We start from the raw sequence: 22,467 nt of genomic DNA on the forward strand, positions 1-22,467 counted from the left end.
ACCAATACCGGGGGCTTTATGTCAGTTGTAGGCACTCTTTCTCAAGATAAACTTCCTTTAACTCAGAGCTATTTTGCGGGGGATTACCAGACACCTCTATTGAACCAAACCATTGGTGATTATCTGCGAGACATCGCGAGTCGCTATCCCGAGCAGCTTGCCATCGTTATGCATCATCAAGGGATCCGCTGGAATTACAGCCAATACCTGCAAAAAATCGATGAACTAGCCAGTGGTTTGTTATCCCTCGGTATAAAACCTGGTGATCGCGTTGGGATCTGGTCTCCGAATAATATTGAATGGTGCTTAACCCAATTTGCAACGGCAAGAATTGGCGCCATTATGGTCTGCATTAACCCTGCCTATCGTCCAGAAGAGCTTGAATACGCGCTCAATAATGTTGGATGTCGCGCGATCATTTGCGCGGATCAGTTTAAATCTAGTGATTACTTGCAAATGCTAAATGAATTGGCTCCTGAGTTAGCGAGTAGTGTTCCTGGTCAATTGACATCACACCGTTTGCCAAGCCTGCAAATGGTGATACGTATGGGTAAAGAAAAAAGTGCTGGCATGTTTAATTTTGCTGAAGTCATGGCGAAAGGGACCAGCGAAGATTATAAGGAAATGACACGGATTGCTGCTGGGCTAGACCCCCAAGATGCAATCAATATTCAATTTACATCTGGTACCACTGGCAACCCGAAAGGGGCAACCTTATCTCATCACAATATTCTTAATAATGGCTTACTTGTCGCTGAGGCAATGGCAATGACCAAGGATGATCGCCTTTGCATACCTGTTCCCCTTTATCACTGTTTTGGCATGGTGCTTGGCAATCTTGTGTGTATCGCGAAAGGGGCGGCAGCTGTTTTTCCCAGTGATTCATTTGAGCCGAGAGTGACCCTTGAGGTTGTAGAAAAAGAACGTTGTACAGCTTTACATGGTGTGCCAACAATGTTTATTGCCGAGCTAGAGCTGGAAAACTTTGAAGATTACGATTTAAGTTCCCTTCGTACCGGGGTGATGGCTGGTGCAACCTGCCCAGAAGAGGTGATGAAACGGGTTCAGGGACTAATGAATATGGAGGAAGTATTAATTGGTTACGGTCAAACAGAGTGCAGCCCAATTAATCATATGACAGAAATTCATTCACCACTAGTGAAGCGTGTGACCACCGTTGGCAGAGCGTTAGCCCATACCGAAGTTAAAATTGTGGACGAGTTTGGTGAGCTTGTCCCCGTAGGACATCCAGGAGAAGTGTGTAGTCGCGGGTATTGTATTATGCAGTGTTATTGGAATGATGAGCAAAAAACTAAAGACACTATCGATGCTGAGGGCTGGCTCCATTCTGGTGATATTGGGGTCATGGACGAAGAAGGTTTTGTGCAAATTGTGGGTCGAATAAAAGACATGATTATTCGAGGAGGAGAAAATATTTATCCTCGAGAGTTAGAAGAGAAGCTCTATACCCATGCTGAAATTTTAGATGCTGCCGTATTTGGTGTGCAGAGCGAAAAATATGGTGAAGAAGTTTGTGCTTGGATTAAACTCCGACCCCAAAGTCGTCTTACTCTTGATGAAGTGAGACACTTTCTACAGGAGAAAGTCGCCTACTTTAAAGTGCCACGCTATATTAAATTTGTAGAACAATATCCAATGACAGTCACTGGTAAGATTCAAAAATTTAAAATGCGTGAGTTGATGTATCAAGAATTACATCAAGATATTAATGCTTAAATAAATCGTGTCGCAGACTGTATCGGTGTTGCTGATTTGAAGGCTGCACCTTAACACGCTGAATATAGGTGTTAAAAGCCGTTGACTTATTTTTTCTTTAACTTCGCAATTTTGTCATCTAGCCAGCGGGCACTTTCTTTCATGTGCCGCTGGCTTTTTTTTAGCCATTTTTTGGCCCAAGGATACTCAATGCTTAGGATGGCAAGTCCGATTGGAAGTAGCAACCAAGCAGGCCCTGGAACAATAATCAGTATGAGCCCAAGAATAGTTATTGTGCCGCCAACAAGGGTGATTGTAGTTTTTTTCATGTGCTTCTCTCTTCTAATAAATTTGAACAAAGCTGTGGCTACCGCTTAACTTTTACTCTCTGTATCCCCCATTCGACGTAGTTGACTATACTCTGTAGGGTCTAATCACCATGTGACTCATTTGCAGGTAAAGGGAACGCCATGTGTTTCAAACCGATTTATTTGATTAAGTCTCTGTGCTTTGTCCTTTCCATACTGTGTGTTGGAACTGTTGTTTCTTTCAACCTACGGGCCGACACGCTGTACTTAACTTCATTGCATTGGCCACCTTACTCGAGCCAGGAATTCAAACACCAAGGTGCCTGTGTCGCTGTTGCTCGCGCAGCTCTCAAAGCGATGGGACACGAACTCGTGGTTGATTTCTATCCGTGGAGTCGTGCCAAAAAGCTCGCCAAAATGTCATCAAGCAAGTATTTAGGCTATTTTCCCGAGTATTCATATCAGACTCAGGAGTTCATTTTTACTGATTCAATGGGTTCAAGCCCCTTGGGTTTGGTCGAGCGTAAGTCGCATCCAATCCGCTGGCATAAAGTCGCCGATCTGAATCAATACTATTTAGGCGTCGTTGAAGGATATGTGAATACCAGTGAACTTGATCAAATGATTGCCAGTGGCGATCAACCTGTAGAGGTTGCCAGTTCAGATATACACAATATTCAAAAAGTAGCGTCAGCCCGTGTTCAGGCTGCGGCTATCGACACTCACGTTTTGCGCTATTTGATAGCGGGTAAACAGTTCAACTCAACGCGCTCCAAACTTCAAATTAACCAGCGCTTACTGGGTGAAAAGCAGTTATATATTGGCTTCAGAAATACCGCTGAAGGCCGGCGCTGGCGGGATATCTTTGATGCAGGTCTTGCAAAAATAGATACCGTCGCCATTATGTCTCAGCACTTGCCAAACTCTAATGTTGATCGGCAGTGACAATAGTTTGCCCTATTGGTGTTAAGCTAAGAACTGCGAGCTTCAAGTGTTGGATACCAAATGGGATGCCAATAATTGAAACGAAGCAAGCGAGCGCATGGGTGAGGTGTCCAATTGCTAACCAAATTCCAAACAGCAAAAACCAAATAATATTGCCAACGGTGCCAAACGTACCGGTACCGATATCTTCCATTCCAGTAAGGCGGCGTCTATTCATTTGTTCTTGTCCAAAAGGCCAAAAAGTGAGTTCACCAATGACAAAGCATGCACGTCCAAACGGAATACCAATGATGCTGATATAGCATAAGATGCCCGCAAGCCACCACGCTAAGCCCATCAAGAATCCACCCAATACAAACCAAGCAATGTTAAATAGTAAGCGTAAAACAGCCATTTATTTCCCCTAAATTTCATAAGCTATTAAATTCCATGCTCAATTCATGCCAATAAATTAACTATTTGTTTTTCATGTTTTTATTTGTTTGTCTAACGCAGGTGCTCAGCATGGATTGGTGTGTTTTACTAGGTTTTAGGGTTTTTCAAACTTATGACAAGGGTTAGAATGCTCATCACTCGCCAATTGATGAGACGTCGCATGTTTCCAAGCACACCAGTAGATAAAATCAACCTATTTGGGCAGGATATCTTTGTTAAAAGAGATGACCTCATTCACCCTCACTTTTCAGGAAACAAAGCGCGTAAATTTGCATACTTTTTAGAACATGAGTTTAAAGGAATTAAAAAGCTGATTGGGCATGGCTCCGCGCAAGCAAATTCGTTGTACTCCATGTCTGCATTGGCAAAGCTGAAGGGCTGGCAATTAGATTTTTATGTCGCCCATATCTCTGAACAAGTGAAGCAGAGCGTCGTGGGCAACTATGCTGAATCTATCGCCTTTGGTGCCAATGTCATTGATGTGTCTGCACTTGCTTTAAGTCCGAGTCTAACGACGATTGAATATATTCAACAGCAAGTACTCCCCCATGAGCCAGCCGCTTTGTTTGTTCCAGAAGGGGGGCGTTGTGAATATGCGGAATTTGGTGTTAGTCAACTTGGATTAGAAATCATGCAATGGGCAGGAGCACAGGCATTGCCACATCTTTATGTTTGTTTGCCTTCTGGAACGGGAACAACAGCACTGTTTTTAAATAAGTTTTTCGTAGAGCAGGGCTGTAACATCCAAGTTATCACTTGTGCGACGGTTGGTGATGAAGAGTATTTAACGCTACAGTTTCGTCAGCTAAGCCCTGATTCAACCTTTTACCCACAGATTCTCCCCCTGCCTAAAAAGTACCATTTTGGCAAACTCCATTCAGATTGCTACAAAATGTGGTGCCAAGTTTGCGAGCAGGGAATTGAATTTGAGTTGCTCTATGACCCTGTTGGATTCATTGCGTTAAGGGATTTTTTAAGCAGTAAGGGTGCTTGTGATGTGCTGTACATTCATCAAGGGGGCGTATTGGGTAATCAAACGATGCTGCCAAGGTATCAAAGAAAATATTCGTAGTGATTGAAAGGGAAGGGATTTATTGTTGGAGATTGAGGAGATTTGTCATCGCCACTTGGCTAGGTGAGTCTCTATGAAGAGATACAACCTAGGCCAAATGAGAATCCAACGGATTGATTTGCAAAGTATGCCGATACAGTGAGAGGAAGGGTATCGTAGAATAAAAACACACTTAGCTTGTCGAACGTTTTAAATCTTTTACTATGAAACTTCGATTATTGAGCAAGTTATTATTTGTTGCTGGTAATTAACCATTTCATAAATTGTATTGCTTCAGTACGTTTAGAAAAGGTTTTTTTGTTTTTCCCTTCTCTGTCAGTGAAAGCAATTGATGTTTTATTGACTGAAATTGAGTCAACTGGAAAGTTTACTGTAATTTCATGTCCGTTTGCATGATATGACATATGCCATACTCCTTTGTTACATCACCCTTTGGTGACACTGTTTATGTATAAAAAATCCTTAGCAATTATGCGAAAGATGAATCATTAGTGGATTTTGAGGTTATCTTTGTTTTAATGCCAAATCAAGCATGTTTTTTCAAATAAAATCAAGCGTAAGTCACAAAATCACTCTAATTGCACCGCAACGCAAATATTCAATCTAAGAATATTGATCAGTTAAGCACATCATTATGACGGGGACATGACACAGCTTGTAGATGAGTAAACGAAGAAAACAACTTAAAAGTCTGTACTAGCGGGGTGATACAGGCGATAGATGTAGCAGGTAATCACTCAAATCTCAAAACGCCGGTCATTATATAGCCGGCGTCAGCCTTGTCAAACAATTACTTTGCATTACATCTCATTTCTTTGAGTTAATAGATCAACTTCCCGATAGGATTAAGCAATTTACTGATCCCTTTCGTGAAGTGAAGCGGTGCATCGACAACGGTATAGCATAAACACCCTTCAATGGTGGAGGGTGAGTGTTTGTGATTTTTATCGAGTACGATGAAATCCCCTGCTTGGTACTGATTGTACTCATCGCTAAACTCGCCCGCCAAAAGTAATGTCATTTCTTGCGCACCATGGCCATGCTCAGGGATATCTCCGCCGGCATCAATGTGCAATAGGCTCGCTCGCGAGTCATTTTCATCGATACCCAGACGCATGCGACTAATTTTGCCCAGCGTACTCCAGTCACGACTGACGCGGTGCTTGAACGCTCTTGGTAAATGATAGTTTCTTTGCTTAATCTCGACGATGTCGGGCTTGAAGGGAGCAAGCTCTTCAGGCGGGAGTGCGGTAATATCATCGATCATTGTTGACCAGTCGTCTTGTAAATCTATCTCGTCGCCATTGCTATCATCTGTGCAGTTGTCTGCTGATGTGAGAGTTTGTGCCGCGATGTAGTCTTGTCTCTGTTCTAGATACTGTTGACAAGTTGGACACATTTCACAATGGGCTGCCACTGCAATTGTCATGGACAAAGGGAGCTGTGCCTGTGCGTGAGCATCAAGAAGTGCTTGTTGGGGATGATGTTTAATCATGATGTTTCTCCAAAAAGCTTTTGAGCTTTTCAAGTCCGAGTCTTAGTCGAGACTTTACTGTTCCGAGCGGTATGTTTAATTTTTCAGCGAGCTCTTGTTGGCTCAACTCTTGTAAGTAGATCCCTTTGACGACTTGTCGCTGGGCAAGGGGAAGCTGCTCTAAATGCTGCATGAGTAAATTAGACATCAGGGGATCGTTATCTTGTTGAGTGTCTATTGACTCATCGGACTCAAAGATTGGCCAGATATCATCACCAAAAGTATCTTCTCGGTTGTGTTGTATTTTTCGGAGCATGTCAAAACAGCGGTTCCTCATGATGGTATACACCCATGTGGTGACTGCGCCTTTGTCTCCGTTATATAAATGAGACTTGGTCCATATGTTTTGCATGGTTTCTTGAACCAAATCCATTGCTAATCCTTGGTGCCCGAGCTTTTGCATGCCAAAACTTCTAATTTTGGGCATAAAAAACTTAAACAAAACACCAAAGGCCTGTTTATCGCGTTGGTTTGCTACAAGCGCTATCATTTTTTCGAGATGCTCATGGGGTACAGGCTGATTGTCTTTGTCCATAGATCGCCCAGATAACAATTTACTGTTGTTATCATAGCGATTTTGTCGTCGATATGTTTGCAATTCTGGCATCTTGTACACTCTTCATAAATTGCGCGTGCTCATTACGCATTTGTTATCAACTCATTCGTTGCACAATTTTCTATACGCCAATGAGTAAAATGAAGATCAACAAGGGCTCGAATAATTAGAAGTTTTAATAAGGCTTGCGAGTGTTAGTGGATTTAAGTTGTTGTATCTAATGTGTTTGTGCGCAGTGTTCTCGTTAAGGTTGTGGCGTGGTTTCATATTGACTCTTTAAGTGTAGGTCTGTTGAGTATGTAATTCACCAGTCTAAATTGTAGAGTGCAATTAGATGAGGGTTCTCAGTATTTCTAGTGTTGCTTGATGATTATTTGCTTGGATACATTTGGCTTTTTGATGGTTATCTAACGGCAAGATCTCTAGCCAGCGCTGACATGTCCAAGATGCATCCTTAAAATCATTTATTTCATAGCGGTGAAAGTGCTCAGGGTACTGGGCAAGTAATGTTTGTAACTTCTCAGATATCGGTTTATCTACTTCGCGAATCGGCTCACTTGGCCAGTTATTGAGTTGCTCGACTTCTCCTATTTTCAGGCCATCTTCATCGACTGAGATTTCTTTTATCTTCAATCGAGAAATTCCTTTGATGGTGATTCCAAGCAAACCATCCTCGAGTGTTTCAAAATCGACAATTTTGACCAAAGTCCCTATGGATAAGATTTGCTGCGAATCGTTTAGCATGCAAAGCCCAAAACCAGTTTGTGCCTTGAGTGACTCGGATACAAGGCGTTGATATCTTGGTTCAAAAACTCTTAGTTGCGTATAACCTTGGGGCAACAAGCAAATTTTAAGCGGAAATAGAGGTAACTTCATAATCGTCTCAATTTGGGTTATTGAGACCTGTTACGTACGGTGAGTCCTTAAGCGATCACAATCATTTTAAATGGACAGGATACCCGAAGCCAAAAGTGACGCATCGACTTCAATGACTTACATGAGTAACCCTATTTAGTGACTGACATAAAATCTGCATGCTGTTTGCATCTTTGTTTATTAAATTCGAACTGAAACAGGTTCTTATTTTGATTAGCCGCTATAATTAGAACATTCAAACAATATCGTGCCACAGTAAGAGATTGATATGGCGAAAGTCCTAGATTCGGTAGATCAACGAACGCAGCTGGTTGGTGAAAACCGTTTAGAGTTACTGCTGTTTAGAATTAATAGTAGTCAACTATTTGCAATTAATGTGTTTAAGGTCAAAGAGGTTGTGAAGCTGCCGCAATTGAGCGCTTTACCTGGGAGTCACCCGAGTATTAGTGGTGTTGCCAATATTCGTGGAACCTCCATTCCCGTGATTAATTTAAGGGGGGCGATAGGGTTTACGCCGATGTCGCAAGATGAAGAGTCCAACTTGATCATCACTGAGTATAATCGCAGCGTTCAAGGTTTTTTGGTTGGGAAGGTCGAGCATATTGTGAATATGACTTGGAGCGATATTTTGCCGCCGCCTAAAACTTCGGGCAAGAATAACTATTTGACCGCAATCAGCCGTGTTGAATATCAAGAAAAGACTGAACTCGTGTCGATTATTGATGTAGAGAAAGTCCTCGCAGAAATTATTGACTACGATATTCGTTTAAGTGAAGGCGTGCTTGATGAGCAGCTACTACCATTTTTCCACGGGCGAAAAATTCTTATTGTGGATGATTCATCGACCGCTCGGCGTCAGGTAAGAGACACATTAGAGCAATTAGGCATCGAAATCACTGAGGCGTCGGATGGCTTGCAAGCGTGGAATATGCTGAAAGCTTGGTGTGATGAGGGGCGTAATCCTGCAGAAGATTTATTAATGTTAATTACTGATGCAGAAATGCCTGAAATGGACGGGTATAAACTTACCGATGAAATTCGCAACGATCCGAGAATGTCCGGTTTGTCGATAACTTTGAATACCTCATTAAGTGGCAGTTTTAACAAGGCCATGGTTGAAAAAGTCGGGTGTGATCGATTTATCTCTAAATTCCAACCAGATCTGCTCGTTGGTGCGGTCCAAGAACAGTTGAAATCAATTTTGGGACGCTGAATACGTGTTAATTGTCATGTTCTTGCTGCTGTAGTTCGGCAAGAACATGACGCTTCATCTCTGCGCTAGCCGCAATATGAATTTGAGCAAGTCGAATGCAAAAACCAAATCGCCGTTCCCCTAATACTCGCACTAAGTCTGCAAGAAATTTATGATCTAAGCTTTTATGTTTCGCATAATGCTGTATCGCTCGATAAACCGAAGTATAAGCCATGCCGTCGAATTGAAAGGGATCGTGACCTTGATGATCATCAATGGCTACGCCATTAATATAAATCGGCCAGCCCGGTGCATTGATACGGTCGCGAGCCACTGTATACATAAACCAAGCACTTTTTTTGAAACCACCAAGCGCCTTACATTCAAACTCTGACTCCTCCAATTCTTGCTCTGTCCAGTTAATGCCTATCGCAAGGTGTTTTTGGTAGCGAGTCATCAGCGAATCCTTGACAGCGTCTCGACAATTCCAAATGGAGTTTAGTTGATTTTTTTGTGCAAATTGCAAACATTCTTTGCAACAGGGGACACTGAGCGATGGGTGAGCACACTGGGACGTGCTGATATATTGAAAGGTGAGGTTACAGGGCTCTTCACAAAACCAGCACTTGTGGCGCTTGGCAAAAGGAATATCAATTTGGGGCGTCTGAACTTGACTCTTCACAAGTGACGCCCTAACGGTATTTATCGCGATACATCAAGCTGGATATTACTCTTGTTCGATATTGACCAGCTCTTTAGCAAGCTCGATAGGGTCCATTTCAAGGCAATCTGTTTCAGCTTCCCAATCAAGCCCAACAAGAACGCCATCATCATTGAGATCCGATACCCAGTATTCCATGAACTCTTCCAAAGGAATTGCAACAGCGACATAGTCTTGCCACTCTTGTGTACAGTGACCTTCTGCCTGCTCTTTGTTAGACCAAATTGGCATCACATCGGTTTCTTCATACTCACTTGAATCGCACACGACCCATCCTTCACCGGCTTTATCTTGCAGCCCCCAAAGTGTTTGGCTTTCTTTCACATTAGCGACAAATTTAGCGAGTAGCGCTTTGTTTTCTATCATGTTGGATCTCTTAGGATGAATGAACCGTTAGCATTATACGGAAATGCTATGCAATTGCAGTAGATTACTACTTATTTTCGGTGGCGCTGAGAACAATTAATTCAATAGTTTTATTGGACAAATGCAACTTGTAAGAGTTGTATGAGTCTCAAGGCATAGAGTAAAGTATATCTTGCTTTTGAGTCTGCGTAGTGTTGAAGGAGAAACTTACGTCGGCATTTTTAATATTCTACTTTTCTAAAGGCCCGCCTTCATTACTATGGCCAAGGAGCACTTCTTGAAACAGATAATTGCAGTTATTCCGTTGATGTTTAGCGCAGGGCTAATGAGCTTTAGCGCATCTGCTGCAGAGCAGGATTTCTCCCAATGTAAGGTCAAGCTTGAAAAAGCGGCTGTTGCCCAAGGGATTCAGCAAAGTACGATTGAAAAAGGTCTCAGGGATCTTAAACCCATTAAACGTGTTATTAAATTAGACCGAAGCCAACCTGAGTTTAGCCAAACCTTTGCTGATTACTTTAACAAACGAGTGACTTCAAAACGGGTCGCTCAAGGGCGAAAACTTTTGAAGAAGCATCGCGCTTTATTGCAAAAGTTGCAAAAAGAGTACGGAGTGCCACCACAATACTTGATGTCATTTTGGGGGCTAGAAACTAATTTCGGTGGTTATAAGGGGAAAATGCCAGTGTTAGACGCATTGGCGACACTCGCTTGTGATCCTCGCCGAGATAGCTTTTTTACTCAGGAGTTTATTCTTGCGCTTGGCCTAATGGAAAAAAATGGCTTCGAACCGCAACAAATGGTTGGTTCGTGGGCTGGGGCAATGGGTCATACTCAGTTTATGCCTTCTGCTTATAGTCAATATGCGGTTGATGGTGATGGTGATGGGATTGTTGATTTATGGAATAGCACTGAAGACGCGTTAACCTCAGCAGCCAACTTTTTAGCTGAATTAGGTTGGCAACGTAATGAACGTTGGGGTCGAGAAGTGTTATTACCCAGTGATTACAATTTTAAATATTTGGGTGCGAAAGATAGATTACCTTTGAGCCAATGGGCGGAAGCTGGAGTGCGGCAGGCGAACGGTCAAGCAATCTCTACACCGAAAATGGATGCAGCGCTATATGTTCCGGCAGGGCAAGCAGGGCCAGCATTTCTAGCCTATGAAAACTTTAATGTCATTATGCGCTGGAATCGTTCAGAAAATTATGCAATTGCTGTTGGTCATTTGGCGGATCGAATTAACGGTGCTGCGCCTTTGCAAAAAAAACCACCCTTGCAAACCCGACTTAGTCGAGCGCAAATCAAAGCATTACAACAAAGCTTAATTGATTTGGGTTATGAATTAGGAAAAGCTGACGGTATTATGGGCAAGCAGTCGATTGCGGCATTGCAACAATATCAGCGTTCTCAAGGCATGATCGCTGATGGTTACCCAAGTGAAGATTCGTTTAAAGCGCTCTCAATAAAATTATAATTTAGAACAGAAAACGCCCTCACATGCAATCATAATGATTGCATGTGAGGGCGTTTTGGTTTAGGTTGAATTATTGCTTACGAGGAGAGGGTACCCATGGATTCAAGTGAACAACTGCTAAATGCAAAACTCGAAAAACTTAGTTATGCGCAACGTCAACGTTTAGCATATATCGATTTTTCTTTGCAATATTTTGGTCAGATATCTCGGCAGGATTTAATTAAAAAGTTCGCGACCGGCTTAGCCGCAGCCACGCGAGATTTTACGAGTTATCGTGAGCTGGCAGCTGACAATATGCAGCTTGTGCATCGAACGAAATGCTATCACCGACAAACTGGGTTTAAGCCTCTTTTTCATCACGATCCTGAAGTCATCTTACATGGCCTTGCGAAGGGGTTCGGTGACGGTTTGTCCCATGCAGTTAATCCAAGTGACGTTTGCATTGATGCTGTTCAGCTTATTCATCCCGATACAAATATTATTGCCGCATTGATGCGTGCCATTCAGCAACAGCAAGTGCTACACGTAAATTATGTTTCTACTTCTTCGGGATTAAAGTCACGGGAAATTGTTCCCCATGCTCTCGTGAATAATGGTCAGCGTTGGCACGTACGGGCTTATGATCGAGAACACGAGCAATTTAGTGATTTCGTGGTGACCCGAATTCAATCATGCCAAAACCGTGCTCAACAGGGCGGTGACCATGAATTGCAATGCCATGATGAAGCTTGGTCGAACATTGTTGAATTGATTTTAACACCACATCCGAGTTTACATCATCCAGAAGCCATAGCTTTGGACTACCAAATGCACGATGGTGAGTTGAAAGTCAGCTGCAGGGCAGCGTTAGCTGCATATATATTGAGGCAGTGGAGCGTTGATTGCTCCAAAGGGCACCGAATCAATAGCGGTGTTTGTCAGTTAGCTTTGGCCAATATCGATATATTGAAAAAAATTGCACCATTAGCGATTGTTCCTGGTGCGCAATGAATTGGTTTTAAAAGGTAGTGCTTTGATTGCCAATGAGTCTCCCGTGGGGAGCTGTTGACTTTAAAGCTCTGCTGTCTTGTTTTTGCTCGTTTTGTGAATTCACGCGTCAATCTGCTAAGATCCATTCAATAGAGAAACTTGTCGTTCTAAGGAAAAAAGATGAAAGCACAGGATAATTCAGTTGTACTATTCAATTACACGCTACGGGACGAGCAAGGTGAGGTGCTAGAAACGAATCAAGGTAGTGACCCCATTGCTTACCTACATGGAAACGATAATATGATGCCGGGTGTCGAAGAGGCGATTAGTGGGAGAGCTGCTGGAGAGCGTTTTTCTGCCACACTTCCAGCGACAAAAACATACGGCGAGCGCATTGAAGATTGTGAAAAGCGAGTCTCCATGAAGCACCTGCAAGGTGCAAAGACATGGAAAGCAGGCATGACAGCTTTGGTGAATACTGATCAAGGTCAGCGGCAGGTTACTGTGCTAAAAGTTGGAAAGTTTATGGCAACGGTTGATATTAACCATCCGTTATCAGGGCGCGAATTAACTTTTGATATTGAAATTGTTGAAGTTCGTGCAGCGACCGATGAGGAGATTGCTCATGGTCATGCACACGGCGTAGGTGGTCACCAACACTCCTAGCGATCACTTTCCAGTGATTCCTTTTATTGAGTCACAAAACTCGACCAGTCGATGGTAAGCTGCTTCCATTGACTGGAATTAAGGCACGGAAACTCGGCCTCCTCATCTACAATCGTCCACTTTCAAGAAGTATGAATTAATGGTAATCAATTTCTCCAAGGGCAAACTGATTGTGACGCCCCACGAAGTTCAAGTGCGTATGGAAGGTGCAACATTTACCGCAATGGCCGAAGATATTCAGTGTCGCTATGAAATGTTGTTACTGATTGCCGATGCAGGTGCTGTACGTTGGACGCTAACTTTAGATAATCAGGAACAAGTTCAGCAAATTTGTGAGCAGTTGGCGATAGAGCCAGATTAAATAAAAACGTTTTTGAATTTAGGATAAGTCATGTCGTTAGAAAAAATTGTTATTGAACCAAAAGAGAGCGCACAAGCATGTGTTATTTGGATTCATGGCCTTGGAGACAGTGGAGCTGGAATGGCTCCTGTAATTCCTTACCTTGGGCTCGATGATTCTCTGAATGTTCGGTTTGTCCTTCCTGATGCACCAGAGCAACCTGTGACAATTAACGCGGGATATATCATGCGCTCATGGTATGACATTAAAAGCGAACGCCTGAGTGACCGTGTGGACATGGACGGAATAAATGAATCAGAGCAGCTCATTCTAGAGATTATTGAGGGGCAAATTCAGTCGGGGATCCCAAGTTCAAAAATCATTCTAGCGGGTTTTAGTCAGGGGGGAGTTCTGAGCTTGTACACTGGACTGCGTCTGCGCCACAAACTCGCTGGGATCATTGGAATGTCTTGTTATCTGGCGAGTGGTGAACAATTACCTGAACAGCTGTCTGAGGCCAACCGTTCTACCTCGATTTTACAAAATCATGGCTCTCATGATGATGTTGTTCCGGTTTCTGCAGGTCGGCAAGCTTATGAGACTTTAAAAGCTTCTGGTTATGATACAGAGTGGCGTGAATATACTGCTTTACATAGCTTGTTGCCTCAACAATTGACTGAAATAGGGCGTTGGATTACTGAACGCCTCACTTAAATGTGATGCCGATCAAGTATTAAACAATCTGTAATGCGGTAACGATCAGCTTTCCTTATTCAGGAAAGCTTTTTTTTGTTTTAAATTTGAGCGTAATTGCTCTGGTGGTCCAACCTGTCAAAGGTGTTAATTTACAAAGGTTTACATAATGCGCATTTTATCTGCGTGTTCTGGGGTTTCTTTTTGGGTTTTTATTGTTTTGTTTTATACGTCCGTCCCTGTTGTAAATCTTTGTTTTACTACACATTTAGCTTTCAATTTTTCATAAATTCGCCACATTTTTTGAATACTCTTGATATGATGTGGGGCACTGAGAACACAGAATTCTCAAAATTAGAAAATGATGGATTTTATTTCATAAATGATAATCAAGGGGTTGATTAAATGAGTAACAAGTTTATTAAGGGACTCGTCGCCGTTAGTGTTTTAGCTGCTTTAGCTGGTTGTAATGACGATGATCACAAAAAAGTTGTTGAACCTACACCACCAGCAAGCTGTGCTGAAGCGGGTGATGCATGTACCAAGTTCACTGTTCTTCATACTAATGATAACCATGGCCGCTTTTGGCAGAACAAATACGGCGAGTACGGCATGGCGGCTCGTAAAACATTGATTGACCAAATTCGTGCTGAAGTCGAAGCCAATGGTGGTGAATCTTTGCTTCTTTCTGGCGGTGATATCAATACTGGGGTGCCAGAATCAGATCTTCAAGACGCTCGTCCTGATTTTGTAGGTATGAATTTGATTGGTTACGATGCCATGGCAGTCGGTAACCACGAGTTTGATAATCCTCTTGATGTTGTGGACATGCAGCGAGCTCTTGCTGAGTTCCCAATGCTTGCGGCAAACATTTATGATAAAGCTTCTGGTGCTCGGTACTTTGAGCCTTATAAAGTATTTGATGTAAACGGTTTACGAATCGCAGTTGTTGGTTTAACAACAGAAGATACGGCTAAGTTAGGTAACCCTGAATTTATTAGTGAGTTAGATTTTAGAGATCCGCAAGCCGAGCTCGCTAAAGTTATTGCAGACATTAAAGCTGCAGATGAAGCTGATTTGATCTTTGCAGCGACACATATGGGCCACTATGCAGATGGCGCTAATGGTAGCAATGCTCCCGGCGATGTTGCGCTTGCCCGTGCAATGACTGAAGGTGATTTACAAGCGGTCATTGGTGGACACTCGCAAAATCCTGTGTGTATGGAAGGCAATGCGTATGATCCTGAATTTACACCTGGTGGCGAGTGTGCTCCAGATGTACAAAATGGCACCTTTATTATGCAAGCCCATGAATGGGGTAAATATGTAGGTCGTGCTGATTTTGAGTATTACAACGACAAACTGCATTTGGCGGGATATAGCTTAGTTCCGGTCAACTTAAAAGCAAAAGATGAAAATGGTGATCGCCAGTTTATCGCCGAAGAAATCACTCCTGATGCGACGGTACTTGAAGTGCTGCAACAGTATCAAGACAAAGGTGAAGCGGGCCTCAGTGAAGTCATTGGTACCACCGATGCGAAACTTGAAGGTGATCGCGCTGTAGTTCGAGCACAGCAAACCAACCTTGGTCATTTGATTGCTGAAGCACAACGCACGAAAGTAGCCGCAGATTTTGCTGTGATGAACTCTGGTGGTGTCCGTGCGTCTATCGAGCCAGGTGAGATTACCTATAAAGACGTGTTAACGGTACAGCCATTTGGGAACAGTATTACGCTTAGTACGTTAACAGGCGCTGAAATTACTGAGTACTTGAATACTGTGGCCACGTTCCAAGTTGGCGCTGGTGCTTATGCGCAGCTTGTTGGCTTAAAAATGGATGTTGATTGTGCTGCTAGCACCGTTGCGATTAGTGAAATCAATGGCAAAGCCTATGATGCGTCTGCTAGCTATACCTTTACGGTTCCTAGCTACAACGCAGCAGGTGGTGATGGTTACCCAGTACTAACACCAGTCATGACTGGTTATGTTGATGCAGAAGTACTTTACACCTTTATAAAAGATACTGGTGACATTGTTGCAGCAGACTTTGAGCCAGTAGCAGGTAATGTGACATATTCAAACTCTGAAAGTATCGAAGGGTGCTTGATTACTGCGGAGTAATTTAATCAAAATGATTATATTATTCTAATGAAAAAAGCAGCCACATGGCTGCTTTTTTTATGGGCGACTATCGATGATTGTCACCTTTACGACAACTATCACTGACAAACGGTGTTAAGTTTTTCGCTTCATGTTGCCTGCGAGTGTCGCACGATACATTTTGCTTAAAGCTTTGTCTTTTGCTCGCCGTTGAGCAAGAGAGGCTGAGTTTAAGGCTTGTTCACGAGAGATTTTTTGATAGTTTTGCAAGCGTCGTTCTTCAAGCTCTCCCGATTTTAACGCTTTTAATATCGCACATCCGGGTTCATTTTTATGGCTACAGTCAGTAAATCTACAGGTCTGAATCAAAGCGTCAATATCTGAAAAGGTAACCGCGAGACCTTCTTCAACATCACTTAATTGCAGTTCCCGCATGCCGGGAGTATCCATGAATAAACCTATGTTTTTCACAACATGTAATGAGCGTGCAGTTGTCGTATGTCGACCTTTGCTATCATCCTCTCGAATACGAGCTGTGGCTAACGAGCCAGTCCCTAGCAGTGTATTGAGTAAACTTGATTTCCCAACGCCCGAAGAACCCAAAACCGCCAATGTTTTACCTGGGGCGCACCATGGTCTTAGCGAACAGGTACTGTCTGAGTCGAGCGCATTCACGCAGACGACGTTTAACAGAGGGCCTAATTGCTGCACTTGATTACGTAAAGTCTCAGTATGATTGCAGAGATCGGCTTTGGTTAAGACGACGACAGGTTCAGCGCCCGCCTCATTCACTAACGTCAGATACCTCTCAAGTCGACTCAAATTAAAATCGTGGTTGAGCGACATTACGAGAAATACCGTATCGATATTTGCGGCGAGCAATTGGATGTTGATGCTTGAGCCGGGTGATTTGCGGCTGAAGAGTGTCATTCTTTCTAGTTTGCGGACAAAGCTACCTTGTTGATCGATTACGATCCAATCGCCGACACAAAGTGATGGCATGGTTGGAGATAGATGGAGTGCTGTTTCTCCGAGAGGAGCTAAGAGCTGTAATTGACTTTTGTGGTGCGAAATGACGCGAGCAACCGTATTGGCTTCAAGTTCTTCAAGCGTCAATTGTTGTTGAAAAAAAGGACCCCAGCCGAGTTCGGCTAAAGTAAAAGAGTTTGTCATGATGTATATACCCCTACGCAAAGTATTTCGGTACTTTTGCGCATAAAAAAATTGGGGGCATGAGCCCCGGTAGGAACCGGGTATTGCAGGATTTAAGCGGTATGCAACCTAACAACACCGGTGGGCTTGATTACAATCATCAAATATCCTCAGAACGGTGATTAATGGAGACACTTTAGCAAAAGTCACCAATTGAGGCTAGGTATTGGCCTTGTGATTGGTTACTTAATTATTTTTATTGTTGACCTTGAAATTGGAAATGCCAACGCCATATATAAATTACAGTCGCTGAAAGGGGCTGTTGAATATTAAAGAATGCCTTCGGGGTTCTGGTTTGCCTAACACATCAAGGTGATTAGGTTTTGTTAATTTATATTGCTTTATACAAGGATATATTATGCGTAATTATGATCTTACTCCCCTATACCGCAGTGCCATTGGATTTGACCGTTTAGCCCAAATGGCTGAGCATGCCGCGTCAAACAAAGGCAACTCTGGATACCCACCATACAATATTGAATTGCTCGGTGAAAATCGCTACCGCATTACGATGGCAGTCGCTGGATTTACCATGGAAGAGCTTGAAATTACGAGCGAAGGCGAGAAACTACTCGTCAAAGGCACTAAAGCTGAATCCAAAGAAGAGCGTCAATATTTATATCAAGGCATCGCTGAACGAGGCTTTGAGCGAACTTTCCAGCTCGCAGATTACGTCACTGTGGTTGGCGCAAATCTTGAAAATGGCTTATTGGATGTCGATTTAGTTCGTGAAATTCCCGAAGCATTAAAACCGCGAACGATTGAGATTAACACTTCTCGCCCTTTGGATGCGAAGCGTTAATCAAGCTAACCATATTCGACTCTGGATAGCGTAAAAAAGGGAGCAATTTGCTCCCTTTTTTAGTTTTAATAGCGGTTCTCAAGCAACAGCAAAGCCGGTTTAGGCTTTCATGACTTTTTCACCTCGGGCAAGACCGACGACACCCGAACGAGAAACTTCAATAACTTTGGTTGTTTCTCCAAGAGCGGTCACAAATGCATCGAGCTTATCTGACGTTCCAACCATTTGTACTGTGTATAGCCCAGAGGTCACATCAACGATTTGGCCGCGGAAAATATCAGCAGTTCGCTTGATTTCTTCACGCATATTGCCTTCAGCTTTTACCTTAATTAATGCCACTTCACGTTCAATATGAGCCGATTCAGTAATATTGGAAACTTTGAGTACATCGATGAGCTTATGGAGTTGCTTCTCAATCTGTTCGAGTACTTTCTCATCTGCTTCTACCGAAACGGTCAGACGAGATAAGGTTTCATCATCTGTGGGTGCAACGGTGAGCGTTTCAATGTTATAACCACGCTGAGAGAAAAGGCCTACAACACGCGAAAGGGCGCCAGGCTGGTTTTCCAGCAATACACAAATAATTCTACGCATTAGCTTTTCTCCGTTTTGCTTAACCACATTTCATCCATTGACCCACCACGGATCTGCATCGGATAGACATGCTCTGTTTCATCAACATTGATGTCTACAAAAACGAGCTTATCTTTCATCGCGAGCGCTTCTGCAAGTTTACTTTCAAGCTCCGCAGGGTTGGTGATGGTCATCCCAACATGGCCGTAGGCCTCCGCAATTTTTGCAAAATTAGGAACTGAATCCATATAAGAGTGAGAGTGGCGTCCAGAATAAATCATGTCTTGCCATTGTTTCACCATGCCTAAGAAGCGGTTATTGAGATTGATAATTTTGACGGGTGTATCGTACTGCAAGGCGGTTGACAACTCTTGAATATTCATTTGAATTGAGCCATCGCCGGTTACACAAACGACGGTGTCATCTGGCTTGGCCATCTTGACTCCCATCGCTGCCGGTAAACCAAAGCCCATGGTGCCGAGACCGCCAGAATTAATCCAACGTCTTGGTTTATTAAATGGGTAATATAGAGCCGCAAACATCTGGTGTTGACCCACATCTGAACTGACATAAGCGTCACCATTGGTGAGTTTATGTAATACTTCAATCACTTGCTGTGGCTTAATTTTCTCGCTTGAAGTGTCATAGGCGAGGCTATCTTTAGCGCGCCATGTTTCCACATCTTTCCACCAAGACGCATTGGCTGATGGATCTTGGTTCGTTTGCTCTCCGATAATATCGAGCATATGGTCAAGAATGTTGTCTGCAGAGCCAACAATCGGGATATCGACTTTAATCGTTTTAGAAATTGAGGACGGGTCGATGTCAATATGAAGCACCGTGGCATTTGGACAGTATTTTTCGACATTATTGGTTGTACGGTCATCAAAACGTACACCGATACCAAAAATCAAGTCACAATGATGCATTGCCATATTGGCTTCGTAGCAGCCGTGCATGCCCAACATGCCAAGGCTATTTTTATGCGTGCCAGGGAAAGCACCTAAGCCCATAAGTGTGCTCACAACTGGAATATTAAGTTGTTCAGCAATTTTCATAATTTGTTGATCACAACCGGAAATGACTGCTCCGCCACCGACATAAAGTACGGGCTTTTTAGCACCAAGCAGTGCTTTGACACCGCGACGGATCTGGCCTTTATGGCCTGATGTTGTCGGGTTGTATGAGCGCATTTTAATATCTTTTGGATATTGGTACTCATGCAGTACTGCTGGATTTAAGCAATCTTTTGGCAAATCAACGACAACCGGTCCGGGGCGCCCAGTGGATGCAAGATAAAATGCTTTTTTGATGATTTCGGGGATATCTTTGGCATCAGTGACCAAAAAGCTATGTTTAACAACGGGACGTGATATGCCAATCATGTCGCATTCTTGGAATGCGTCATTACCAATGAGCGTACTGGGAACCTGACCAGAAAGCACAACCATTGGAATTGAATCCATATACGCCGTAGCAATACCTGTAATGGCATTAGTTGCACCGGGGCCTGAAGTGACGAGAACAACGCCTACATCACCAGTTGCTCGCGCATAGCCGTCAGCCATGTGGACTGCCGCTTGTTCATGTCGAACGAGAATATGCTCAATGCCAGAGTTTTGGTGTAAAGCATCGTAAATATCCAGTACAGAACCGCCTGGATAGCCGAAAATATGTTCTACGCCTTCATCGATTAATGATCGGACGATCATTGAAGCGCCAGATAACATCTCCATGTGTTAATCCTCTTAAGTTACCGCTACGGTAAACAGTATCTTGTTACAGCGACGGTAATCGCTCTAAAAATAAAGTAAGAAAGGTAATTCTTACTCGCCAATTGCATAATCAATTCGATACCAATTGATTCTACTCTACTAATTTCATTAACTAGGAGTTTGCATCTGTCTAAAATGGACAGATTTTCATCATATTCAATCAAGCTATTTTTTCAAGTGTTTTGGCTAAAAAACTGCTGCAAATGAATAAAATTCAGTACTTTCTAAATAAAGCTAAATGAAACCTTAGACTTTAGTTGAATAGTTTGGTGCGCAGATAATGGCGAGCATGGTTTATGAACTTGATCATGGTTGTTTGTGAAAATCGAGCGATTGACACATCAGTGACAGCCGGAACCTTTGCGACTCATAACAGGGTCCAAACAGGGGAATACCATGACATCTCGTGAGTTCGGTTTAGCCTAGTGTTTGTGCTTTAGCCGAAAACCGTACCATTGGCATATCGCTGCTAAAATGACCGCAATTAACATCAGTGCGGAAAATGGAACCGCAGTACCTGTGTAAAGTAATGCGAGCAATGGGCCTGCAAGCGCACCAAACCCAAAGCGTAATGTCCCAATGACAGCGGTTGCCGTACCTGTTTGTTTTTTGAATTTCATCAATACTATTGCATCGGCATTGACTGACATGATCCCTAAGCATCCCATGAGTGGGATCAGCATCGCGACAGTAAAGTGGTAACTTAGGCTAAGCAAATTAACCCAAAGCAATAACACTGCAGAAATCATCGCAAAAAAGGTTGAAACCCGTAACATTCGGCGAGAGCCAAATCGGGTGACAATACGCGTATTAATGATGTTTGCGAGCATTAGGGCACCTACATTCATGCTAAACAAAACCGCAAACATTGACTTATCAAGTCCAAAAACTTCCATGTATACAAATGAAGAAGCTGTCAGGTAGCAAAAGAATGCAAAAGAAGTGAGTACGCCACTTAGGATTAGCGGTAAAACACCTGCTTTTCGCAATACACTAATATAGGCATGAAAAAAGGAACGACGGCTTCGCTGACTCGTGTCTTGGTCACTGGGCATATGCAACTTGGTGATGACCAGCAATACCAACAGAGCACCGTACAGGCACAAAGTGAAAAAGATTGTTCGCCAACCGTCAAATTCCATAAGTAAACTGCCGATGCTTGGTGCAAGCAAGGGAGCCAACATCATCACGAGGCTGACATAGGACATGCCTTTGGCTGTGTGTTCACCGTAGACCTCTTTTATATAGCCAGGGATAACCACGGTAGCTGCAGCGCCAATAAAGGCCTGTATAAATCGCAGCCCTAAAAAAACTTCGACGGATTGGGAAAATGCGAGTAGGAGACTGATTAAAGTAAAGCCGCTTAAGCCAGCAATGACTAATGGTCGCCTGCCAATACGGTCTGCAATTGGGCCAAAGCACAACATGCCCAGCGCATAACCAGCAAGATAGATACTAAGAGATTGGCCTATTGTTGTAATGTTTGAATTAAAACTAGTCGCAATCATTGACATCGCAGGTAGGTACATGTCAATTGCAAGCGGTGTGATGGCGACAATCGCGGAAAGCATAGGGATGAAAAACATCATCTTCATGCCTATATTTGGCGAGGTATGTGAAGGGCTAGAATTCAATCGATATACAACTTTTGGGCGTAATAACTAAGAGCGTTAATTGTACGTGAAAGGCTAAACGACGGCGATAAACGAATCGAAAAAGATTGTAAGAAGTTAATGCGAAAACCGTTGAATGCTTGAGTAAACTGCTTTATTCGCCAGCGAGTACTTCGCAAGGAATACGGCCTTGATAGGCATAATAGCCAATCGGGCCAAAAATAAGGCTGAATGCACTCCACACTAACTTGCGATTTAAGCAGATATCGACTTTTGACGTCAGTGCTGCAATGAAAAATATACAGTGCAAGACGACGAGTGTAGCAATCATGGTCAGTATGGTTAGATCTAAGTTATCCATAGGAGATCTCTGTCTGCAAAAAACTTCATGTGATTTGTAAAAACAGCAGCAATACTACCCCATCGCTTTTAGTCGTTTTATGACGAAGTTAAAATTTTTGTATTTTAAATCAGCATTTTTACATCAAATTCGATGGTTTTCCGCGCTTTCGTCTCGATAAATGTAAAA

General features: G+C 43.0%; 24 protein-coding genes. 11 read left to right on the forward strand and 13 right to left on the reverse strand.

The genetic code is table 11. The annotated features are described in order from the left end of the window. Positions 1 to 18: 18 nt before the first annotated feature. Positions 19 to 1,737 (forward strand): AMP-binding protein, encoded by a 1,719-nt coding sequence (locus IEY18_RS06385; RefSeq protein WP_188918923.1) that lies wholly within the window; start codon positions 19 to 21, stop codon positions 1,735 to 1,737. Between the two features lie 86 nt (positions 1,738 to 1,823). Here IEY18_RS06385 and IEY18_RS06390 read toward each other — a convergent pair whose 3' ends face one another. Next, a complete protein-coding gene (locus tag IEY18_RS06390) occupies positions 1,824 to 2,045 on the reverse strand; it encodes a PGPGW domain-containing protein (RefSeq protein WP_188918925.1) in 222 nt (73 codons plus the stop codon). Between the two features lie 141 nt (positions 2,046 to 2,186). On the opposite strand from IEY18_RS06390, the gene IEY18_RS06395 reads away from it, so the two are divergent. Next, positions 2,187 to 2,969, forward strand: coding sequence for a substrate-binding periplasmic protein (locus IEY18_RS06395; RefSeq protein WP_188918927.1), 783 nt, complete (start codon positions 2,187 to 2,189; stop codon positions 2,967 to 2,969). Here IEY18_RS06395 and IEY18_RS06400 read toward each other — a convergent pair. After that, a complete protein-coding gene (locus tag IEY18_RS06400) occupies positions 2,950 to 3,363 on the reverse strand; it encodes a YccF domain-containing protein (RefSeq protein WP_188918929.1) in 414 nt (137 codons plus the stop codon). The genes IEY18_RS06395 and IEY18_RS06400 overlap by 20 nt on opposite strands. A 201-nt stretch (positions 3,364 to 3,564) precedes the next feature. On the opposite strand from IEY18_RS06400, the gene IEY18_RS06405 reads away from it, so the two are divergent. Beyond that, on the forward strand, positions 3,565 to 4,476 hold the full coding sequence (locus tag IEY18_RS06405) for a pyridoxal-phosphate dependent enzyme (protein WP_188918931.1): 912 nt from the start codon (positions 3,565 to 3,567) through the stop codon (positions 4,474 to 4,476). Positions 4,477 to 4,706: 230 nt separating this feature from the next. On the opposite strand, the gene IEY18_RS06410 is transcribed toward IEY18_RS06405, so the two are convergent. The 4 genes from IEY18_RS06410 to IEY18_RS06425 form a co-directional block, all read right to left on the reverse strand. Further along, on the reverse strand, positions 4,707 to 4,880 hold the full coding sequence (locus tag IEY18_RS06410; RefSeq protein ID WP_188918933.1) for a hypothetical protein: 174 nt from the start codon (positions 4,878 to 4,880) through the stop codon (positions 4,707 to 4,709). Between the two features lie 416 nt (positions 4,881 to 5,296). Further along, positions 5,297 to 5,971 (reverse strand): ChrR family anti-sigma-E factor, encoded by a 675-nt coding sequence (locus tag IEY18_RS06415; protein ID WP_188918935.1) that lies wholly within the window; start codon positions 5,969 to 5,971, stop codon positions 5,297 to 5,299. After that, entirely contained in the window at positions 5,964 to 6,617 is a 654-nt protein-coding gene (locus IEY18_RS06420) for a sigma-70 family RNA polymerase sigma factor (protein ID WP_188918937.1), read from the reverse strand. Before IEY18_RS06420 ends, IEY18_RS06415 begins: the two co-directional genes overlap by 8 nt. Positions 6,618 to 6,896: 279 nt before the next feature. Continuing rightward, positions 6,897 to 7,442: an LON peptidase substrate-binding domain-containing protein gene (locus IEY18_RS06425; RefSeq protein ID WP_188918939.1), complete on the reverse strand. Its 546-nt coding sequence runs from the start codon at positions 7,440 to 7,442 to the stop codon at positions 6,897 to 6,899. Between the two features lie 268 nt (positions 7,443 to 7,710). Between IEY18_RS06425 and IEY18_RS06430 the strand changes: the two genes are divergently transcribed. Then, positions 7,711 to 8,655 (forward strand): chemotaxis protein CheV, encoded by a 945-nt coding sequence (locus IEY18_RS06430; protein WP_188918941.1) that lies wholly within the window; start codon positions 7,711 to 7,713, stop codon positions 8,653 to 8,655. 7 nt (positions 8,656 to 8,662) lie between these two features. Here the strand turns inward: IEY18_RS06430 and IEY18_RS06435 are convergent, their stop codons facing one another. Beyond that, positions 8,663 to 9,316 carry a hypothetical protein gene (locus IEY18_RS06435; RefSeq protein ID WP_188918944.1) on the reverse strand — a complete coding sequence of 218 codons (654 nt, stop codon included), beginning with the start codon at positions 9,314 to 9,316 and terminating at the stop codon, positions 8,663 to 8,665. A gap of 45 nt (positions 9,317 to 9,361) precedes the next feature. Beyond that, positions 9,362 to 9,721 carry a DUF2750 domain-containing protein gene (locus IEY18_RS06440; protein ID WP_188918946.1) on the reverse strand — a complete coding sequence of 120 codons (360 nt, stop codon included), beginning with the start codon at positions 9,719 to 9,721 and terminating at the stop codon, positions 9,362 to 9,364. A 307-nt stretch (positions 9,722 to 10,028) separates the two neighbouring features. Between IEY18_RS06440 and IEY18_RS06445 the strand changes: the two genes are divergently transcribed. From IEY18_RS06445 to ushA, 6 genes are all read left to right on the forward strand, one after another. Continuing rightward, positions 10,029 to 11,195: a lytic murein transglycosylase gene (locus IEY18_RS06445; protein ID WP_373290722.1), complete on the forward strand. Its 1,167-nt coding sequence runs from the start codon at positions 10,029 to 10,031 to the stop codon at positions 11,193 to 11,195. Between the two features lie 96 nt (positions 11,196 to 11,291). Beyond that, entirely contained in the window at positions 11,292 to 12,185 is an 894-nt protein-coding gene (locus IEY18_RS06450) for a WYL domain-containing protein (protein WP_188918950.1), read from the forward strand. 159 nt (positions 12,186 to 12,344) lie between these two features. After that, positions 12,345 to 12,830 (forward strand): FKBP-type peptidyl-prolyl cis-trans isomerase, encoded by a 486-nt coding sequence (locus IEY18_RS06455; RefSeq protein WP_188918952.1) that lies wholly within the window; start codon positions 12,345 to 12,347, stop codon positions 12,828 to 12,830. Between the two features lie 139 nt (positions 12,831 to 12,969). Continuing rightward, complete coding sequence (locus IEY18_RS06460; protein ID WP_188918969.1) at positions 12,970 to 13,191, forward strand: DUF3389 family protein; 222 nt, start codon at positions 12,970 to 12,972, stop codon at positions 13,189 to 13,191. Between the two features lie 30 nt (positions 13,192 to 13,221). Beyond that, positions 13,222 to 13,884, forward strand: coding sequence for an alpha/beta hydrolase (locus IEY18_RS06465; RefSeq protein WP_188918971.1), 663 nt, complete (start codon positions 13,222 to 13,224; stop codon positions 13,882 to 13,884). A gap of 384 nt (positions 13,885 to 14,268) precedes the next feature. Beyond that, on the forward strand, positions 14,269 to 15,984 hold the full coding sequence (gene ushA / locus IEY18_RS06470) for a bifunctional UDP-sugar hydrolase/5'-nucleotidase UshA (protein WP_188918973.1): 1,716 nt from the start codon (positions 14,269 to 14,271) through the stop codon (positions 15,982 to 15,984). A gap of 114 nt (positions 15,985 to 16,098) precedes the next feature. On the opposite strand, the gene rsgA is transcribed toward ushA, so the two are convergent. Then, entirely contained in the window at positions 16,099 to 17,136 is a 1,038-nt protein-coding gene (gene rsgA / locus IEY18_RS06475) for a ribosome small subunit-dependent GTPase A (RefSeq protein WP_188918975.1), read from the reverse strand. 397 nt (positions 17,137 to 17,533) lie between these two features. Between rsgA and IEY18_RS06480 the strand changes: the two genes are divergently transcribed. Continuing rightward, entirely contained in the window at positions 17,534 to 17,977 is a 444-nt protein-coding gene (locus IEY18_RS06480; protein WP_188918977.1) for an Hsp20 family protein, read from the forward strand. Between the two features lie 99 nt (positions 17,978 to 18,076). On the opposite strand, the gene ilvN is transcribed toward IEY18_RS06480, so the two are convergent. The 4 genes from ilvN to IEY18_RS06500 all read right to left on the reverse strand — a co-directional run bounded on the left by ilvN (position 18,077) and on the right by IEY18_RS06500 (position 22,299). Beyond that, positions 18,077 to 18,571, reverse strand: coding sequence for an acetolactate synthase small subunit (gene ilvN / locus IEY18_RS06485; RefSeq protein ID WP_188918979.1), 495 nt, complete (start codon positions 18,569 to 18,571; stop codon positions 18,077 to 18,079). Then, the gene (locus IEY18_RS06490; protein ID WP_188918981.1) at positions 18,571 to 20,286 is read right to left on the reverse strand and encodes an acetolactate synthase 3 large subunit; all 1,716 of its coding nucleotides are present in this window, start codon (positions 20,284 to 20,286) and stop codon (positions 18,571 to 18,573) included. The genes ilvN and IEY18_RS06490 overlap by 1 nt, the downstream gene beginning before the upstream one ends. Positions 20,287 to 20,747: 461 nt before the next feature. Next, on the reverse strand, positions 20,748 to 21,914 hold the full coding sequence (locus tag IEY18_RS06495) for a multidrug effflux MFS transporter (protein WP_229779755.1): 1,167 nt from the start codon (positions 21,912 to 21,914) through the stop codon (positions 20,748 to 20,750). 178 nt (positions 21,915 to 22,092) lie between these two features. Further along, positions 22,093 to 22,299 (reverse strand): hypothetical protein, encoded by a 207-nt coding sequence (locus IEY18_RS06500; RefSeq protein ID WP_188918983.1) that lies wholly within the window; start codon positions 22,297 to 22,299, stop codon positions 22,093 to 22,095. Positions 22,300 to 22,467: the final 168 nt, after the last annotated feature.

The sequence above is a fragment of the Shewanella gelidii genome (assembly GCF_014647855.1).
Lineage (GTDB): Bacteria > Pseudomonadota > Gammaproteobacteria > Enterobacterales > Shewanellaceae > Shewanella > Shewanella gelidii.

What these genes read in the sequence shown, in the direction of transcription:
- IEY18_RS06385 (WP_188918923.1), top strand. Translation starts at nt 19, where the DNA reads ATGTCAGTTGTAGGCACTCTTTCTCAAGATAAACTTCCTTTAACTCAG.
- IEY18_RS06390 (WP_188918925.1), bottom strand. Translation starts at nt 2,045, where the DNA reads ATGAAAAAAACTACAATCACCCTTGTTGGCGGCACAATAACTATTCTT.
- IEY18_RS06395 (WP_188918927.1), top strand. Translation starts at nt 2,187, where the DNA reads ATGTGTTTCAAACCGATTTATTTGATTAAGTCTCTGTGCTTTGTCCTT.
- IEY18_RS06400 (WP_188918929.1), bottom strand. Translation starts at nt 3,363, where the DNA reads ATGGCTGTTTTACGCTTACTATTTAACATTGCTTGGTTTGTATTGGGT.
- IEY18_RS06405 (WP_188918931.1), top strand. Translation starts at nt 3,565, where the DNA reads ATGTTTCCAAGCACACCAGTAGATAAAATCAACCTATTTGGGCAGGAT.
- IEY18_RS06410 (WP_188918933.1), bottom strand. Translation starts at nt 4,880, where the DNA reads ATGTCATATCATGCAAACGGACATGAAATTACAGTAAACTTTCCAGTT.
- IEY18_RS06415 (WP_188918935.1), bottom strand. Translation starts at nt 5,971, where the DNA reads ATGATTAAACATCATCCCCAACAAGCACTTCTTGATGCTCACGCACAG.
- IEY18_RS06420 (WP_188918937.1), bottom strand. Translation starts at nt 6,617, where the DNA reads ATGCCAGAATTGCAAACATATCGACGACAAAATCGCTATGATAACAAC.
- IEY18_RS06425 (WP_188918939.1), bottom strand. Translation starts at nt 7,442, where the DNA reads ATGAAGTTACCTCTATTTCCGCTTAAAATTTGCTTGTTGCCCCAAGGT.
- IEY18_RS06430 (WP_188918941.1), top strand. Translation starts at nt 7,711, where the DNA reads ATGGCGAAAGTCCTAGATTCGGTAGATCAACGAACGCAGCTGGTTGGT.
- IEY18_RS06440 (WP_188918946.1), bottom strand. Translation starts at nt 9,721, where the DNA reads ATGATAGAAAACAAAGCGCTACTCGCTAAATTTGTCGCTAATGTGAAA.
- IEY18_RS06445 (WP_373290722.1), top strand. Translation starts at nt 10,029, where the DNA reads ATGTTTAGCGCAGGGCTAATGAGCTTTAGCGCATCTGCTGCAGAGCAG.
- IEY18_RS06450 (WP_188918950.1), top strand. Translation starts at nt 11,292, where the DNA reads ATGGATTCAAGTGAACAACTGCTAAATGCAAAACTCGAAAAACTTAGT.
- IEY18_RS06455 (WP_188918952.1), top strand. Translation starts at nt 12,345, where the DNA reads ATGAAAGCACAGGATAATTCAGTTGTACTATTCAATTACACGCTACGG.
- IEY18_RS06460 (WP_188918969.1), top strand. Translation starts at nt 12,970, where the DNA reads ATGGTAATCAATTTCTCCAAGGGCAAACTGATTGTGACGCCCCACGAA.
- IEY18_RS06465 (WP_188918971.1), top strand. Translation starts at nt 13,222, where the DNA reads ATGTCGTTAGAAAAAATTGTTATTGAACCAAAAGAGAGCGCACAAGCA.
- ushA (WP_188918973.1), top strand. Translation starts at nt 14,269, where the DNA reads ATGAGTAACAAGTTTATTAAGGGACTCGTCGCCGTTAGTGTTTTAGCT.
- rsgA (WP_188918975.1), bottom strand. Translation starts at nt 17,136, where the DNA reads ATGACAAACTCTTTTACTTTAGCCGAACTCGGCTGGGGTCCTTTTTTT.
- IEY18_RS06480 (WP_188918977.1), top strand. Translation starts at nt 17,534, where the DNA reads ATGCGTAATTATGATCTTACTCCCCTATACCGCAGTGCCATTGGATTT.
- ilvN (WP_188918979.1), bottom strand. Translation starts at nt 18,571, where the DNA reads ATGCGTAGAATTATTTGTGTATTGCTGGAAAACCAGCCTGGCGCCCTT.
- IEY18_RS06490 (WP_188918981.1), bottom strand. Translation starts at nt 20,286, where the DNA reads ATGGAGATGTTATCTGGCGCTTCAATGATCGTCCGATCATTAATCGAT.
- IEY18_RS06495 (WP_229779755.1), bottom strand. Translation starts at nt 21,914, where the DNA reads ATGATGTTTTTCATCCCTATGCTTTCCGCGATTGTCGCCATCACACCG.
- IEY18_RS06500 (WP_188918983.1), bottom strand. Translation starts at nt 22,299, where the DNA reads ATGGATAACTTAGATCTAACCATACTGACCATGATTGCTACACTCGTC.